At 52.3% G+C, this 17,050-nt stretch carries 14 protein-coding genes and 1 tRNA gene; 12 read left to right on the top strand and 3 right to left on the bottom strand.

The features are described from left to right. Positions 1–23: 23 nt before the first annotated feature. The 11 genes from BAQU_RS06090 (at position 24) to BAQU_RS06040 (ending at position 9,573) form a co-directional block, all read left to right on the top strand. On the top strand, positions 24–482 hold the full coding sequence (locus BAQU_RS06090; RefSeq protein WP_094693617.1) for an Ohr family peroxiredoxin: 459 nt from the start codon (positions 24–26) through the stop codon (positions 480–482). A gap of 198 nt (positions 483–680) precedes the next feature. Beyond that, positions 681–1,988, top strand: coding sequence for a deoxyguanosinetriphosphate triphosphohydrolase (locus BAQU_RS06085; RefSeq protein ID WP_094693615.1), 1,308 nt, complete (start codon positions 681–683; stop codon positions 1,986–1,988). A gap of 187 nt (positions 1,989–2,175) precedes the next feature. Continuing rightward, positions 2,176–2,427 carry a type II toxin-antitoxin system RelB/DinJ family antitoxin gene (locus tag BAQU_RS06080; protein WP_094693613.1) on the top strand — a complete coding sequence of 84 codons (252 nt, stop codon included), beginning with the start codon at positions 2,176–2,178 and terminating at the stop codon, positions 2,425–2,427. After that, complete coding sequence (locus tag BAQU_RS06075) at positions 2,420–2,698, top strand: type II toxin-antitoxin system RelE/ParE family toxin (RefSeq protein ID WP_094693611.1); 279 nt, start codon at positions 2,420–2,422, stop codon at positions 2,696–2,698. The genes BAQU_RS06080 and BAQU_RS06075 overlap by 8 nt, the downstream gene beginning before the upstream one ends. A gap of 164 nt (positions 2,699–2,862) precedes the next feature. Further along, positions 2,863–3,132, top strand: coding sequence for a hypothetical protein (locus BAQU_RS06070; RefSeq protein WP_094693609.1), 270 nt, complete (start codon positions 2,863–2,865; stop codon positions 3,130–3,132). Next, entirely contained in the window at positions 3,113–5,176 is a 2,064-nt protein-coding gene (gene dnaG, locus BAQU_RS06065) for a DNA primase (protein ID WP_094693607.1), read from the top strand. The genes BAQU_RS06070 and dnaG overlap by 20 nt, the downstream gene beginning before the upstream one ends. A gap of 101 nt (positions 5,177–5,277) precedes the next feature. Beyond that, positions 5,278–5,354 (top strand) — tRNA-Arg (locus BAQU_RS06060). A gap of 186 nt (positions 5,355–5,540) precedes the next feature. Next, the gene (locus BAQU_RS06055; RefSeq protein WP_094693605.1) at positions 5,541–7,274 is read left to right on the top strand and encodes a hypothetical protein; all 1,734 of its coding nucleotides are present in this window, start codon (positions 5,541–5,543) and stop codon (positions 7,272–7,274) included. An 87-nt stretch (positions 7,275–7,361) separates the two neighbouring features. Beyond that, the gene (gene purE / locus BAQU_RS06050) at positions 7,362–7,895 is read left to right on the top strand and encodes a 5-(carboxyamino)imidazole ribonucleotide mutase (RefSeq protein ID WP_169713282.1); all 534 of its coding nucleotides are present in this window, start codon (positions 7,362–7,364) and stop codon (positions 7,893–7,895) included. After that, positions 7,879–9,051 (top strand): 5-(carboxyamino)imidazole ribonucleotide synthase, encoded by a 1,173-nt coding sequence (gene purK, locus BAQU_RS06045; RefSeq protein ID WP_094693601.1) that lies wholly within the window; start codon positions 7,879–7,881, stop codon positions 9,049–9,051. Before purE ends, purK begins: the two co-directional genes overlap by 17 nt. Positions 9,052–9,177: 126 nt before the next feature. After that, on the top strand, positions 9,178–9,573 hold the full coding sequence (locus BAQU_RS06040; RefSeq protein WP_094693599.1) for a Fur family transcriptional regulator: 396 nt from the start codon (positions 9,178–9,180) through the stop codon (positions 9,571–9,573). A gap of 49 nt (positions 9,574–9,622) precedes the next feature. Here BAQU_RS06040 and BAQU_RS06035 read toward each other — a convergent pair whose 3' ends face one another. Further along, positions 9,623–12,229: a bifunctional lysylphosphatidylglycerol flippase/synthetase MprF gene (locus tag BAQU_RS06035; RefSeq protein ID WP_244568449.1), complete on the bottom strand. Its 2,607-nt coding sequence runs from the start codon at positions 12,227–12,229 to the stop codon at positions 9,623–9,625. Between the two features lie 104 nt (positions 12,230–12,333). Beyond that, positions 12,334–13,719 (bottom strand): alpha/beta hydrolase, encoded by a 1,386-nt coding sequence (locus BAQU_RS06030; protein ID WP_094693597.1) that lies wholly within the window; start codon positions 13,717–13,719, stop codon positions 12,334–12,336. Positions 13,720–13,892: 173 nt separating this feature from the next. Here BAQU_RS06030 and BAQU_RS06025 point away from each other — a divergent pair, with 173 nt between their 5' ends. Further along, positions 13,893–16,247: an LTA synthase family protein gene (locus BAQU_RS06025; protein ID WP_244568448.1), complete on the top strand. Its 2,355-nt coding sequence runs from the start codon at positions 13,893–13,895 to the stop codon at positions 16,245–16,247. A 60-nt stretch (positions 16,248–16,307) separates the two neighbouring features. Here the strand turns inward: BAQU_RS06025 and BAQU_RS06020 are convergent, their stop codons facing one another. Next, positions 16,308–17,048 carry a TIGR03943 family putative permease subunit gene (locus BAQU_RS06020; RefSeq protein ID WP_094693595.1) on the bottom strand — a complete coding sequence of 247 codons (741 nt, stop codon included), beginning with the start codon at positions 17,046–17,048 and terminating at the stop codon, positions 16,308–16,310. Between the last annotated feature and the right edge of the window lie 2 nt (positions 17,049–17,050).

The raw sequence follows: 17,050 nt of genomic DNA, 5'->3' as shown, positions 1-17,050 counted from the left end.
TCGGGTTGTGATGATATAGAGTCATGACACAATACAAAGGAAATGAACCGAAGAGCATTGCATACACCGCTGTGGCAAATGTGACGGGAGGTCGAAACGGACGAGGAATCAGCACAGAGCCTGATCTGGATTTGAAGCTCGATACACCTGTGGCCATGGGCGGCAAGGGAGAAGGAACCAATCCCGAGCAGCTGTTCGCCATCGGCTGGGGAGCATGCTTCCAGGGAGCTCTTGGCCTTGCCGGCAAGGAGATGCGCATCGCGGGGAGCAAGCTGGCACAGTGCAAGTTGCGCTCTCATGTCTCGATCGGCGATGAAGGTGAATCCTTCGGCATCAAGGCAAAGATGGAAGTCTATCTGCCTGGCATCGACAGGGAAACTGCCGAAAAACTTGTGAATCGCACTCAGGAGCTGTGCCCATATTCCAAGGCAACGGCAGGAAACGTCCCGACTGAGATCGTGGTTGTGGATTCGCTTGACTAATCGGTGAATCTTCACGGCTGTATGCGAAACAAAGGTTGGGGACCTCATAAACTTGTGATTCCACGAGTTTATGGGGTCTTTGTCGTTCCCAGGGCGTGGATGGGATGGGCACAAAGCTCCAATCAGCCAGCATCGCGTAATATTTCCTATAGATGTGATGTCAGATTGTGACCGTACACAAGTATGTCAGGAGTGGCGATGCATGAGAATGTGAGAACCCAGGTACATTCGTCGGGTGAAGACGTTCTGATCGCCGAGGGGTATGTTGCCCACGATGAGGAACGATGGGCTCCCGAGCCTCCGAAATCTCGGAGCAGAACGGCATTTGAAAGAGATCGCGCGCGGCTTGTCCACTCATCGGCATTGCGCAGACTTGGTGCGAAGACGCAAATTCTTGTTGCAGGAACGGATGATTTTGCCCGAACCCGGTTGACACACACCTTGGAGGTCGCGCAGATCGGCAGACAGATTGGCGGATTGTTGGGCTGCGATCCCGATGTCGTTGATTGCGCCTGCCTCGCTCATGATTTGGGACATCCTCCATTTGGGCATAATGGCGAACATGCGCTTGCCGAGGTTGCTCAGTCCATCGGTGGCTTTGAAGGCAATGCACAGACGTTGAGACTGCTGACACGCCTCGAACCGAAGATATTCCATCCGGACGGGCGAAGTGCGGGCGTGAATCTCACGCGCGCAGCATTGGATGCGACGGTCAAGTATCCTTGGACTCTGGCCGAAGCTGCTCAACATCCCAAAGGGGAGCGTAGCAAGAAATTCTGCGTATACCCCGACGATGTGGATGTGTTCCGCTGGCTGAAGCAGGGTGCACCTGTGAACGCGTGCCCGATGGAGTGCCAGGTCATGGATCTTGCCGACGATATCGCATACAGTGTGCATGATGTTGAAGATGCGATTGTTTCCGCATACTTCAACCCTGTCAGTTTGGCGGATTCGCGGATCGTAGATGACATAGTCGTCATGACACGGGACTGGTATGGGCGGAAGTGGAATCCAGACGAGCTCGTCAACGCTCTGCAACGGCTGCGTTCGGAACGACTGTTCCCAGCTCATTTCAATGGTTCGAGGCAGTCGCTTGCTCAGTTGAAGAACATCACCAGCGCTCTGATCGGGAGGTTCGCCGGATCGGTGGAAAACGCGACCCGAGAACGCTATGGTGATGCGAACCTGACAAGGTATTCGGCATCCGTGGTCGTTCCCGAGGATACGGCATACGAAATCGTTGCCCTGAAAGGAATATCAGTATACTTTGTCATGGCTCCGCGTGAACACGAGCCATTTCATGCCGAACAGCTGCGCATCGTGACTGACCTGGTCGACGTGATGATGCGCGACTCACCAAGACCATCAGAGGCATTGGAGACCGTATTTTTGCAAGACTGGAACGAAGCCACAAACGATGATGAACGGCTGCGTGTCGCCATTGATCAGGTTGCCAGCCTGACCGACGGGTCGGCGCTGGCCCTGCACTCTATTTTGTGCGACTGAGACAATGCGCTGCCCGTTGTTCGAACTTTCGCTGCCGGTAGAGTGTTGTGCTCGTTGAAGGGGACGGTGCTGAAATGCGTTAAGAAATCTGCAATCTATTGTATGCTCATTATGGAAGTTGTATTTATATATAAGCTATACAATAGCATTGTATTTCTATGATGAGTAGAGAAGGAGGTGAGGAAGTATGAGTACTACGACGATTGCGATTCGTACCGACGAGGAGACGAAGCGTGAAGCTCAGAAACTGTTCAAGTCGATGGGAATGGACATGAGCACTGCGATCAATATGTTCCTGCGTCAAACCATCAGTGAACATCGTTTGCCTTTCCAGCCTGGGCTGACTCGGTTCGAGCGTTCTGTTCTTGATGCTGCAAGCGAGGAGAGCATACCTGTACGAGACATTGACGAGCTGAGGGAGATTATTGCCAATGCTTAGTATTCGGTATATGCCAAATTGTTTGCGAAGAATCAAGAAGCTTAAACGAAAGCACTACGATATGGAGCAATTTGTTGCGGCAGTTGAAACCATATCCAAACAGGACATTCAATTGCTCTCTACCAAGTACCGCGACCATGCGCTCAAAGGAGAGCTTGCTGGTTTCAGGGAACTTCATATACAAGCTGACTGGCTTCTGATCTACAAGATTGAGCATGACACTCTGACTCTGGTGGTCATCACCACTGGAAGCTATGACGACTTGTTCTGACTCAGACACACTCATGTGATCTGTGCGCGAATACATACGTGCGCCAATGCATTCGTGCACCGGCAGGTGCCGTAGAACAGTTCTTGCGAAGCGAATATCCGCATGGCTTCGCTTCAGGGCCTGCTTGATCGTTTGAACCAGCGGTATTCCATGAACAGTGGCTTATGAGCGGTAGTGACCCGTATCTGATCCCCGGCACGAAGGTGCTGCGGAACGCAGTCCATGCCCACAGTGAACAGGAGTTGGCTGACGCCGAGAACGACCGTGCATCGTTCCTTGCCCACGAGAATACGGTGACACCTATGGAAAGACGAATAATCCACGCAGCTTTTGAGATTCTATGGGCGCTCGTTACGCATGCATGTCTAGCCTATGGACGCGTGCTATCCCAATCTTCGGCTAAGGTGAGGTGCTATGGCAGGGATGATCGTTAAAGAGGATATTGAAAAGGTGCGGGCTTGTGCCGATCTATATGACATCGTGTCTGCAGATGTGACGCTAAAGGCTTCCGGAGCGGGCACCTTTATGGGACTGTGCCCTTTCCATGATGAAAAGACACCAAGTTTTTCGGTACGGCCTTCGATGGGCGTATGGCATTGCTTTGGTTGCGGGCGCGGTGGTGATGTCTTTGGATACGTTGAGGAGCATGAAAACGTCGGTTTTGGTGAGGCAGTCGGCATCTTGGCCGATAAATATCATATCGAACTGCATTACGATTCAGAAGGACCGCAGAAGCCGCAAGGTTCAACTCGTTCGAGACTCTTGGAGGCAAACGAGGAGGCGCAGCGGTTTTTCGTTTCGCAAATCATGACCGACGATGCACTTGCAGCGAGAAAACTGTTGGGCGGCCGGAATTTTTCGCAAGTCGATTCCGAGCGATTCGGATGCGGTTTCGCTCCGCGCGGATGGGATAACCTTGTGCGCCATCTGGCATCCAAGGGATTTACGCAGAAAGAGATGCTGGATGCGGGTTTGGCGCGGCAAGGTCAGCGCGGAATCTATGACTATTTCCGTGGCCGTGCAACGTGGCCAATTCGTGACTCCACAGGGAGAGTGCTTGGCTTCGGTGCACGCATGCTCTTTGATGATGACGCGATTCAGGCGAAATATATCAATACCCCTGATACGCAGCTCTACCGAAAAAATCAAGTGTTGTATGGCATCGATCTGGCGAAATCCGCTATTGTCAAGAAACGTCAGGTGGTGATCGTCGAGGGATATACCGATGTGATGGCATGTCATCTTGCCGGCATCGATACCGCTGTTGCCACCTGCGGCACGGCATTCGGGCTGGAGCATGCAAAGATCGTTCGCCGTTTGATTGCCGATGATTCTCTCGGGGGTATTCAGCTCATTGGTCCTGTGAAAGGATCGCGAGTAATCTTCACCTTTGATGGCGATGCAGCGGGTCAAAAGGCGGCTCTGCACGCCTTTGGGCTTGATGGTTCGTTCCTGACGCAGACCTTCGTGGCAGTTGCCGACGACAATCTGGATCCATGCGACTTGCGCATTCAGCGGGGCGATGCGGCGGTACGCGCATTGGTAGAAAAGCCTCAGCCACTGTATGACTTCGTGATCGATACTGCCATTGACGCCTTCGACACGGAATACACGACCGGTCAAATGGGAGCGTTGAAGGCCGTTGCACCAATTATCGCGCAGATTCGAGATCGTTCTCTGGTAGATATGTATGCTCGCAAGGCGGCACGAAGAATCGGCGTAGAAAGCGCACTCATGTCTCGTGAAACCCTGGCTGCGCGTCGAAGGGCGCATGTGCGTGATGAAGATGCCTATGCGGTGCGTGAGCCTCGTCATCATCATGAGCCGGACCGCGGGCCATTGGCTTCTGCGAATGCCGAATTGTCAGAGCGTATGGCCGTTCAGCGCCAGGATGCCGTCAGCCAGGGGTATTTTCGGATCGACGACGCTGTGTTTATCTGTGAACAGCAATTCATGGGCGTGCTGATTCAGATACCCCGTGCCGTAAACGTCGAGATGGCGCAACAGCTGTCGGAGTCAAGCTTTGTCACACCTGTATTTCGCTCATTGTTCCAGGTATTCGAAACCGTTGGCGGACTGCCTGCAGACGATATGCCGCAGGGACTGTGGATGCATAATCTGATCAAGGGTGCAGGTCCGGCACTCGAACCGGTAATCAATGAGCTTGCCGTGATGCCTCTGCCGTTGCCGCAACCTGACAATGCGAATGCATCCGATCGCAGTGATGACGAACAGCCAGAACATAATGCTGCCGCAGTGCAATTGCGGCCAGCGACGGATACGGAAAGTCAATATGCTTCAGAGCTGTTGGTGAGGCTTCTTGATATGGGTTTCATGCGACGCATCGCATATGCGAAGGCACGCATGAACCGCTTGCCTGACGGCGAGGAAAAATTCAAGCTTCTGGGAAACATCACGACGATGGAAACCGCAAGAAAAGATCTCCAGGCTCAGATTTTCGGCAATACCGTAGGATAGACAATTTCAGCTCATATCGTCCGTCTTGGAAGTCGACATTTCCCGATGTTCGACCGAAAAGCACTATGTATCCGTGGGTGTGGCTACAATGATTCTGGTTTGGCCCCGTAGCTCAGTTGGATAGAGCGTGTGACTTCTAATCTCAAGGTCGTCGGTTCGAACCCGACCGGGGTCACCATTCCTGATGTTTCTTTCTGCTTGCTGAATTCCAGATAAACTCTGGAATTCATGTCAGCGAAAACCAATTCGCACGCGATACACTGCAACAGTGCCTTCGAAATCTCATAGTTGGACATCATATTGCTGGATATGCATTGCGGCAGTCTCCGTCTTAGCCAGTGCAGGCCTTCAGACGAGCTTCGCCATGAGCGCCAAGACCCCATCATTTCCTTTCGATGAAATCACACTGTTGCAATATGCAAAATACTTTTCAGGCACAGGTATGCATCTTCCGCTTGCCGGGTCAGGATACTTTCCCGGATGGGCCATCATCATGGCTCCCCTGTGGTGGATTACATCAGATCCGCAGACCATGTATCATCTGGCAATTGCACTTGGAGTCGTCGTCGGTGTTGTGACAGTGTGGCCGTTGACGCTACTTGTCGAACGATTTTCGCTTGACCGTGCCAAATCTGCTGCAGTGGCCGGCATCATCATGTGCATGCCCTCTCGTACGGTGCAGGCGGGATATGCCATGAGTGAGAAGTTCCTTTGCCTCATGATTGTGTGCACTGCGCTTGCGGCCTATCGACTTGCAGAAGGCGTGTCGCTTCGGAGGGCAGTCCAGCTGAGTCTGCTCACATCGACCCTGATTCTCACCCATGCTCGAGCTATAGTTGTTCTCCCTATAACGATTGTCTGGCTTGTGCTGCTCCTGAGGAAGCAAGGAAGGCTGGCTCTGCTTTCCGTTTCGATGACTGCAGGATTGGGAACGCTGACTTTCGTGGGATCCATTCTCTTGAACCAGCATCTCTTGGAATTTCAATTCACGCAGGGATACAGCATTGCGGGCAATGTCTTTTCGGGAGCCAGCATCATCCTGCGAACCTTCCTCGGACAGGCGTGGTATCAGATCGTTGCAAGTTTGGGCATCGTCGTACTGGGTGTCGTTGTGCTGACACAGAAGGTGTCTCGAGACTGGAAGTCCTCGAAACGGGTCGATGCCCATCTGTGGATGCTGGCTGTGGGCGTTGGAGCCTTTTCATTTTCTGTTCTGGCATGGGCGAATTCCGCAGGACTGTTTACAACTTCAGGCAGAGGACGTTTGGATCCTGCCATCTACGGTCGCTACAGCGACCCGTTCACCATGTTGCTCATCGTGGCAGGACTGGCATCTATCATGAAGGGTCTGCACGAGTTGAGCTTTGTCTGGGCAGCATTCATCAATCTGATAATCATCGGTGCAACCGTACTATGGGTTGCACCACGGGCGCTTACATGGGGCATTGTCACTCCTGCCCATGTTCCGGGCATCCTTTCGTGGGGATCAAGCCTGCCATATCCACAGAGCATGTCGCCTGGATGGCTGCCTTCGGTCTATCAGCACTATGATACGTGGAATTGGCTGATGCCCACATGGACGAACCTGAACCGATTCTGGCTTCATGCCTCAGCGCCAACCGTCGCTTTCTTGATGATGACAGCGTTGTACATGCTGGTCCGGCACAACGGGGTTAAGTCTTCGGCAGCGTTCATCTTCAGCGCCGTACTCGTCGCCGCGTGTATCCTTGGAAGTCTGACATCGCTTCCCATGGTGCGAAATTTCCAATTGAAAGATGGCGGCAAGCCGAATATCGTGCAGTCCATCGACACTATCGAGGATAGATATGGCACCATGAAGGTCGCCTTCGATATTTCCTGTACACCACATCAGGGCAGTCAGGGCTGGGCATTGAATGCATTCTCATTCTGGCTTCAATCTCGAGGTCTTGAACTGACCGAGCATCCAGAAGAATCAAAGGCACCACTGCTCATAAGCTGCACCGACTACAAGGCGAAGACTGGTAGCGATGTGGAGGCGATTTCAGGGGCGAATACCTTTGGATATCAGCTTTGGGCATTGCCTGGATCATCGTTGTACGCCCATGAAAAAGCTTAGGCTTCCTTGCGTTCGGCGTAGTTCACATGCTTTTCTTTGCTCGTGCGTAGAGTAGTCATGGTCACATCGTTCGGATTGCGAGGTCAAATGTCGTTATTGCATCGAAATGAACATGAATCACACCCTTCTGCTGATCAGCCAGTGGTTGCAGTTGTCATGGGGTCATCAAGCGACTGGGAAACCATGAAACACTCATGCCAGATTCTTGATGATTTTCATATTCCATACATGAAAAAAGTCATTTCAGCACATCGTACGCCGGAACTGATGGCTGATTTTGCGCATAATGCACGCGACAACGGGCTCAAGGTCATTATTGCCGGTGCTGGTGGCGCTGCCCACTTGCCTGGCATGGTTGCAGCACAGACCACACTGCCAGTAATCGGGGTTCCCGTGCAATCGCATGCGCTCAGCGGTTGGGATTCCTTGCTTTCCATAGTGCAGATGCCCGGTGGCATACCTGTGGCGACTACTGCAATCGGAAAATCTGGAGCAACGAATGCAGGAATTCTTGCAGTGAGCATCCTATCGACGAGCGATTCAACGTTGGCGGATGCGCTTGCAGCATTCCGTGAAGAGCTCAAGGAGAAGGTCGAGGAGTCAAATGCCGAGCTTAAGTGAAGAAACCAGCGGTAGTATCACCATGCTGCAGCCTGGAGCCACGATTGGCATAGTTGGCGGAGGCCAGCTGGGTCGAATGATGGCGCTCGCCGCCAAATATCATGGCTTTCGTATTGGAGTTCTCGATCCGACTCCAGATTGTCCAACTGCGCAGGTCAGCGATTTCCAGATCGTCGCCGAATATGACGACAGGAAGGCAATTCATGAACTTGCTGAACGCAGTGATGTGCTCACCTACGAATTTGAGAATGTCGATGCGGATGCACTCGACGAGGTTCGCGGAAAGACTGCAGTTCCACAGGGGACTGACCTGCTTCGTGTAACGCAGGATAGGGTCTTCGAGAAGCAGTTCATCAATGATCATGGCACGCAGACAGCGCCGTGGAGACAGGTTGATGATTTCGATCAATTGGTGCGGGCAATCAACGATCTCGGTTATCCAGCCGTCTTGAAGACTCGTCGAGGTGGATATGACGGTCACGGTCAACTGGTTCTGCATAGTGATGACGATCTTGATATCGTTCGCAAGCGTGAGCAGGATACAGGTATCTTCCCACCATCGATTCTTGAAGGATTCGTGGATTTCGCGTTTGAAGCTTCCATTCTGATTTCGGGTAATGGCAAGGATTTCGTTACTTTCCCCATCGTTCGCAACGAGCATCGCCACAATATTCTGCATCTGACCATTGCTCCGGCAACCGTTGATGACGAAGTTGCCCAGGAGACAGAAGCCCTTGCCTTGCGACTTGCCAATGGATTCGAGCTGGCGGGCACACTTGCCATTGAACTCTTCATCACCAAGGACAACAAGGTTATCGTGAACGAGCTTGCCCCACGTCCACACAATTCCGGCCATTACACGATCGAGGCGTGTTCGATCAGTCAGTTCGATGCCCATATTCGCGGAATTGCCGGATGGCCGCTTCCCAAGCCGGAGCTGCTCAGCCCGGCTGTCATGGCGAATGTCCTTGGTCAGCATGTCGCACCCACGCGTGCAATGATAGGTGCTCATCCCGAATGGAATCTGCATGATTACGGCAAGGCCGAGATCAAGCACAATCGAAAGATGGGTCATGTCACTGTGCTCACTTCAGATACGGCGAGTGCAGTATCCGAACTCGAAGCCACAGGCTGCTGGTCAGATCTGGAGGATTGAGACGTGTGATGGTGTTCTCTTGCAGGCAAGTGATGGCGCTGCCTGCAATACGCCTCAGGCATGTCCATTGCTTCCTGCCTCGCAGGTGCGCTACATTGGAGCGGAAAGCCTATTAAAAGGAGCGTCATGACTGAGCATGTGATTCGGCAAACGAAACAGAAGGATGCAGTGCGAAAGGCTTTGCATGCTTCAGGGGATTTCGTAACAGCTCAGGAATTGCATCGTCAACTGGAAGATGAGGGCTCGACCATCGGCCTGGCAACAGTCTATCGCCAGCTCAACATGCTTGCTCAGGTGGGGCAGGCAGACACGATACAGCTCAATGGTTCCCAGATGTTCAGAATGTGCGATGATCGGACTCATCATCATCATCTCGTCTGTACCAAGTGTGGCAGAACGGTTGAAATCGAGCCTCCCGACGAGACCTGGCTCCGCAAGACTGCGGCCGCGCACGGGTTCACCGTCAGTTCTCACACCTTAGAGCTGTTTGGTCTGTGCAAAGACTGCCAAATGGCTCAGTGATAGGTCATGATCTGAAAGACCCATGAACAGCGGCACAATATCCCGTATTTTAGTGATTAAGCATGTTGCTGATCTGACTTGGCTTCAGATCTGGCAAATACGCTTCCAAGACAGCCAATCCCATAGGAAGAAGTCGTGAAACATCTGGATAACAGATGTATACCGGTTCCTCAGCTGGTTGGAATCGCTTTTTGAACTGGAACAATGAATTGAACCCATACGAAGGCTCCATGATGTCCGCAACAATTTGCAGTGCATGGTGCAGTGCAGCTGAATCTGCTCCGTCCTCTACAGGAGAGCCGGCCAGGGGAGCGGCAGACAGGCTCATGAATTCAGCGATGCCTTCGTCCTGCAGCCGCTCGGCCATGCGCGCAATCAGGAATTCCATGATGCCGTTGGGACTGTCAATCCGATGGCGCATGAAATCCAGCGTCCATCCGACAATCTGGCCATTTCTCCATGTTGGCAACCAGCTCGTCACACCCTGAACCACGTTGTGGGCATCGATGGCGTACAACAGCATGACGCGGTGATCTCTGAGCTCATCGACACCGCCCAAGGTGAACTTCATCTCTGGCAGGGACTTCAGGTTTGCCCATTGATCCGAGATATCAATGATCTGGGACTGAATGTCGCGTGGACTGTCATTGAAGCTTGCATAGATGTCTCGGATTCCCTCGCGATTTGCCTTGTTGATTGCAGTTCGTATTGCCTGCCATTTCTTTCCCTTGGTCTGCCAGATGCGAGGATCGACGACCATTTCGCTGCCCACCTGAATTGATGACCATCCTTGCCGTAACAGTGCCTGTCGTGTCGCATCGTGAACGCTATAGAACACAGGGGAGAGTGAACGTTCGTAACAGAAATGGGTAAAGCCCTGAAGGTCATCGAGATATTCGTGGGTGTCGCCAAAAGGTCCGGTGGTGGTCAGTGCAATGCCATGAGAGACACGATAGGCGATCGCTGATCGGCCAGTCGGAGAAAACCAATAACTATTGCCTTCCCAGGTGGTCATGAACGACATCGATTCTCCGCCAAGTTCGACAAGTGCGCTTGCTGCCTTTCGCGCGCCTGAATTTTCGGCGATTGAAGTGCGCATCCAACGTGACATCACGATGATGAGCACCAGCCAGAATATGATGCCGATACTCTGGCGTACGATTTCAGCTCCAAAGGTTTCCGTGTGCAATACCGCTTGCGAGGTATTCAGGAATCCCATCGGAATGAATGTCTGAGGCAGTTGCGAAAGCAATGAAGGTAAGTCGGCAACAGGCGTGAACGAATGCGGATTGGACAGTCCAAAGCCGACATAGAATATGCTCAGCATGACCGCAGTCGCGACGATTGAAGATAGACCTCTCCAGATGGCGCCGCGCTCGGTAGGAACGCTGAACAGTCGAATGTTATAAAGAATCACTATGGCGAAAACCAGCGGTGGAAGAACGCTCATCAACATCGAGGGCAAGAGACCGTGTCTGTATGGTTGAAACGCGACAGAGCTACCCCGCACCGTTGAGAGCATATAGTACAGGAGGGTAAGCAGGACGATGCCGGCATTGACGACCGCTGCAGACCATGCCGCGATGCGACGGCCACGATACAGACCCCAACTGATGATGAGCAATACGATGGTCGGAAGAATGGCCCGGACGATGCTTCCTGAAGTCGAGATGTGATACAGATTGAATTCCTGATAGCAGCTGCTCTGCGAGGAAGTTCTCAGACAATCCACCAGACGTGCATCATTAATGGTTCCAGGGCCGGCGAGCAGTCCCAGAGCGCTCAGAGCGCCGTGATGCGCGTGTGAGATCGTTGCCACAATCGGGCCAAGAGAGAGAACGACCGATATTGATGTAAGCAGACTCCGACGTTCATGTGCACTGCTCGCAGCCCAATGCTCTCGGCTATCTTGTGGTCCGTGCCATACGTATCCAATGAATTGACCGACAAGTGCTGCAGTCAGCAGGCAGTAGTCGCCGGGATCTCCGGTATAGAGCAGTGCAATGAGAATGGCTGAATAGCTGATAAGCCGGATTCTGCGTCTCCAGATGAAACTGCTGAATGCGCTGGCAGTCATCAATGCACCAATGGTCATGACCAAGGGACTCAAGGTCATCCGTGCATGAGCGGCACTTTGCCACATGCCTCCAAGCCAATTGATGAAGATGCACAGGAACAGACCGATGACCGCGCCTGAAAGTCCAGAAAGCAGACAGGTAAGCAGAGTGCGGGTGCGGCCAAGTCGAGGCTCTGCTATGGAGAATATGGTAAAGATGATGATGACATCGAGGATTAGCCGGAACACGCTTGTGGAAAGAAACAGCGTGGCAATCAGACCGATCATCTGGGCAGCAAGGCTTGGAGGATTCTGAGCCACTGCATTATTGGCGATGCTGCCACCGTGCATGATGAGCTGGTCATAGGTTGTATAAAGATACAGGCTGCTTTGCGGGATTCTGAAGAGCAGCCGCCAGAGCCAAAACACTGTGTTGACTAGGGCAATACTGCCCGTGACCCACACAGCGAGCTGATGGTTGTGCAGCCATTGACGTGTATCGCTCAGCAGTCCCTGCCATCCCTCTGGTGGCTCTGCCGATGGCTCTTGTCCGATGTTTCCGGATGTGGGCTGAGGCATGTGTCTTTCGGTTTGCGACATGAGTTATTGCTTTCCTTGTATATTCGAACGTACATGCTGGTGTGAGTCGATGCCGATGCACATCATTATCCCTTGGCTCTCCACCATAGTCTCAGAGGCTTTCATCAGAGCTTGACATCGACAAGATTCGGGTATTCGCTGATCGGTTTGGTGTCTGTGCCAAGACCCATCTGTGCAGATATCCAATAGATGCCAGGTACCAAGGCGCTCTTCACAGTATGCCAGTCGTGGCCAGATCCCTTGGTGATCACCGCCTGAACCTTCATGCCCGCCTTCTGTGCTGCAGCACCAATGACTTTCATATTATTCACCGATTCTGGATCCTGCTCTCCGGCCACCGTAAACATTGTCTGCGTCGATGGTGCATGCTGTGTGATGGCGTTGACGGGAATCTGAGCTTCGTATGCTGCCCTGCTCCCCCCATAGAAGCGTCGAATCATGCTTGACTCGCTGCCATTTGTGGGCTGCATCTCGCCGTCGACCGGGAACATATGACCATACAGCTTGGGGTTTCTTGGCCCGAGTTGCGTCGTGCAGGTTCCGCCTTGCGAAAACCCGCCAATCGTCCAATACTTCGCCGTGGTTTCCACCGGCAGATGCTTCTTGATCCACGAGGTCACATCCTTGGTCAGGAATGTTGCCGCATTGCCATATACCGGTGAATCGATGCAGAGGGTATTGTGCACTGCGGAGCCGTTCTGATCGGGAGATACAACAATCGGTGCCAACCCGTCGTGTGACTGCGCGTATTCGTTCATGACATGCGATATGCCGCTGGCGGTGAACATGCGGTCAGGACTTCCCGGCTGCCCGCCGAGCATGATCATGACCGGCAACCTAGGGGGAGTGGCTGCAAGGGCTGCAGGCGGAAGATAGATGTCTGCCTCGCGGGAACGGAAGTGAGAAACGGTTGCGGGAATCGCAAATGAACTGTCACTTCCGGTATCGCGATGCTGTGGAGCCTTTCCTGCAGCGGCAAGTGCTTCCCATTGCGCCATGCTCATGGTTGCCTTATGCACCCTTGACAGCTGCAATTCTGAATATGTTGGCAAGCCCAGCACGCTGCCGACGATGGTGTATTCTCCGTATGCCGCATTGACTCGTATGGCAGTGTTCAGCAAGGCAATCGGAATGAGTATGCAGGCGAGCGTGCGTCGCCAGTTTCGTGAAAGTACGCAAGAGGCAATGGCAAAGGCAAGAATCGCAAATCCGACGGCCACATTGCGAATCACGTCCCAACCAAGACTGACACCGAAGAGAACATATACATCCGAGATCAACCATGTGGCAGTCCAACCGATGCCTGCGCTTGCTGCGGATGCAACGATTTCCATGAGTAGACGCTGAAGACCGGTGAATCTGCCATGGCGTCGTCCACAATAAAGAATCTGACTGATGCACAGGATTGCGAATCCTGCAACGGTTATCCAGAGCACGGTGTTGGGGAACCAGCCGCTCAACAACCTTATCTTCGCTATATCGTGAAGCATTGCATTCTTCCCCCTTCTCTTAAGACCTCAAGTCTCCAATCAACAGAGAGTACTGGGTTTCGAATAAAAAAGTTCAAACTGGCGGGCGAAATGACGAAACTTCCACCACATCCGCCATATTCACTGGAATCTTTAAGTTTCGTTGTCTTGGACGCTTGGGAGAATTACCGATTATGCCTAAGTTTTTTGAATGGGGACATGCTCATACCGATAACCAAGCGAATTCCGATGTATCGGAGAATTCAAACGCAGAGCATTCAAACGCTGAGAAAACAATGAAGTCGAAATCCATGCACGCCTCTCGTAAGTCTGCTTCCACGGAACATGCAGCAGCAGCCTCACAGCACTCTTCCACCCAGCCATCGAAGAGTGATGGCCAAAGGCCAAAGATTTCACTCGGAGCATCCCGATTCTCCAACTGGACATATGCGATTCTTTTCCTCATCATTGATATCGTCGGCGTTGCAATCTTGCAGTGGGCAGTAACCATTTCGAGCTCACGCGTTGCTCTTTCGAGTCCTCTGATTGGTCTGTGGGGCTTCATCTCAACGATGTGGACCGACTTGAGGTTCGTCTTCGTATTGAATCTGATCGTTCTTGGACTGATATATGGCATATTGCTGTTTCTGACCAACCGATTCTGGATAGCTTCTCCAATCTTCATCATCATCTGCACGGTCATGGGAATCATTGAGCACATGAAAGTCATCTCTCGCTATGAGACGGTGCTTCCATCCGATATGGATTTTCTTCATTCAGATGCCGGAACCGTTGCGACCTTCCTCCCCGCTGGATCGCAATGGACCATTCTCTGGGCGGTTATTGCACTCCTTGTGCTCGTCGCCCTCTGCATCTTCATCAACCATATGGATCTGCGTCGTGGGCGGATCTTCGATGGGCAGAGGAAGGCATTGAATGCCTCTTTCAGAGTTGCCGGCATTCTTGTGACCGGATTGGTCTTTACCCTGTTCTCGATTGCGGTTGGAACCGTCGGCACCTGGGCGAATACAACGTCGAAGTTCATGGGCGACATCCCCTCGATGTGGGATTCGGTCTACGATGCCCAGCGCAACGGAACCATGGTCGCCTTCCTGCGTCAGTTGAACCCCAAGGTCATGGATGAGCCTAGCGGCTATAGTCAAGCGACCATGAAACGCATCGCGAAGCGTTATGAGGCCGAGGCTAGCAGCATCAACGCAACGCGCAAGAATTATGAGAACGATAGTTCCGTCATCTATATTCTTTCCGAATCGTTCTCCGATCCAACTCGAGTTCCGGGATTGAGCATCAATCAGGATCCCATGCCGAAGATTCGAGCCATCAAACAGAAGACCACCAGCGGTCTAATGCTTTCCAGCGGTTATGGTGGCGGTACTGCCAACCTTGAATTCCAGGCATTGACTGGCCTGAGCATGGCGAATTTCGACTCTTCACTGACCAGCCCATACCAGCAGCTCGTTCCATCGCTTTCGTGGACTCCTTCAGTCAATCAGAACTGGAGTTCCAAGAATGCAGTGGCCTTCCACCCATATGAGTCCTCGATGTATTCTCGTTCGACGGTGTACAAGAAGTTTGGATTTTCGAATTTCTACACTCTTGAGAAGCCTGACATCATCAAGTATCAGAACAAGCTTGACAGCAGTCCGTATGTGAGTGACGAATCCGCATACAAGAGCGCTTTGGAAGAAATGCAGGCAACGAAGAGCAACCAGTTCGTGCAGATTGTGACGATGCAAAATCATATGCCATATAACAATTGGTATACAAACAATCAATTCCAGGTTGCAGCTTCCTCGGGTTCGCAGCCTTTGGGAAGTGATGAGGCCCTGGCGATAGACACGTATGCCAAGGGTATGAGCTACACCGATTCATCGACGCAAGAGTTGTTGGACTCTCTGAACACGTTGAGCAAACCGGTAACCGTCGTCTTCTATGGCGATCATCTTCCAGGAATCTACACGACGGCAGGTGCCGACTCCAGCAACGCCGTGGCGTTGCATGAGACCGATTACTTTATCTGGTCGAACAGGGCTTCAAAGACCTATAACAATAAGATTCCCAATAGCAGCTACACCTCTCCGAATTTCTTCAGTGCCCAATCCGCCGAATACATGAATGCCAAGGTTTCTCCGTATACCGCGTTCCTTACTGCCATGCACTCCAAGATCTCTGCGATGGAGCCTCCGGTCGTGAATCAGATTCAAGGCTGGGATCGTATTCCTGCGGGTCAAACCATATATCTTGATAGTTCAGGCAATCCGATGGATGCTCGTAGCTTTGACGCCAAGACGAAGCAGCTCATACGTGATTACAAGCTGATTCAATATGACATCACCGCCGGCAAGCACTATCTCAAGGATACTGACTTCATGACAACACCCACGGCAAAGTCCGATGCCGCGCAGGCCGCAGCCAAGAAGCTTGCTGAAGAAAAGTCAGCTGCCAAGAAACAAGCTAATGCAGCCACGACACCCTCAGCTTCTCCATCCGAATCCAAGTCGACAGCCAACACCACTTCCGGGAAGTAATGGTTGGTGCATCTTCTTTACACGCTTGTCCCGTCAACGGTCAAGTCCGATGGTCAAGCTCTATTGATGGTAGAAATATCCCGTTCCCGATTCGCTGGTTGTGATAATCGTTGCATTGCTCAGTAGCAAGCCCTGATAGTGGTGTGAGGATGTACCTATGGTGCCCTTGGACAGTGTGCCGGAGACAGTGACCCAGGCATTTTCCTTCGGCATGGTTGAAGCCTTTGCGTTCACCACAAAACCAAACGCGGTCATGTCGAGAACGCAACAGGTCATGAGCATGCGCGATGCCGTGAACTGATTCCTCCCCACGGATGAATCCTTGGATACCGTGCCGTTGAGGATAATCGTGTAGCCCATATATTCGCTTGCATTTCGGTCGATGCGGTCATACCAGGCACCGAATTCGTCATCGCTGATGGTTATCGTCTTCTTCGCCTCATTCAGTCCGCTGAGTCGGGCAGATGCAGCATCATTGATTGCTATGGCACGATTGAGCCCTGCACCACTCGCCGAGCTTGATTGAACGGGCAGAACCAGCAGCAGTATCGGAATCACCAATACGATGACGATTTTCTCCAGTGCCTTCATATTCGAGTGAAAGATGCCACAGCACGATGCGACTGCGAATGCAACGAATACAATGGCTGCAATGACCGCATAAGGCACGGTTCTCGGAGTGACATAGTTGATGTAGCGGCCGGTGGCAATGAAGCCAGCAATGGCTGTGGCAAGCAGCAGGAAAAGCACCCCTTGGATGATGTCGATGCTGTTGGCCTTGTCACATTGTTGAGTATTCACGG

The organism is Bifidobacterium aquikefiri (assembly GCF_002259795.1).
Taxonomy (GTDB): domain Bacteria; phylum Actinomycetota; class Actinomycetes; order Actinomycetales; family Bifidobacteriaceae; genus Bombiscardovia; species Bombiscardovia aquikefiri.
This window is presented reverse-complemented; position numbering and strand designations above follow the sequence as displayed.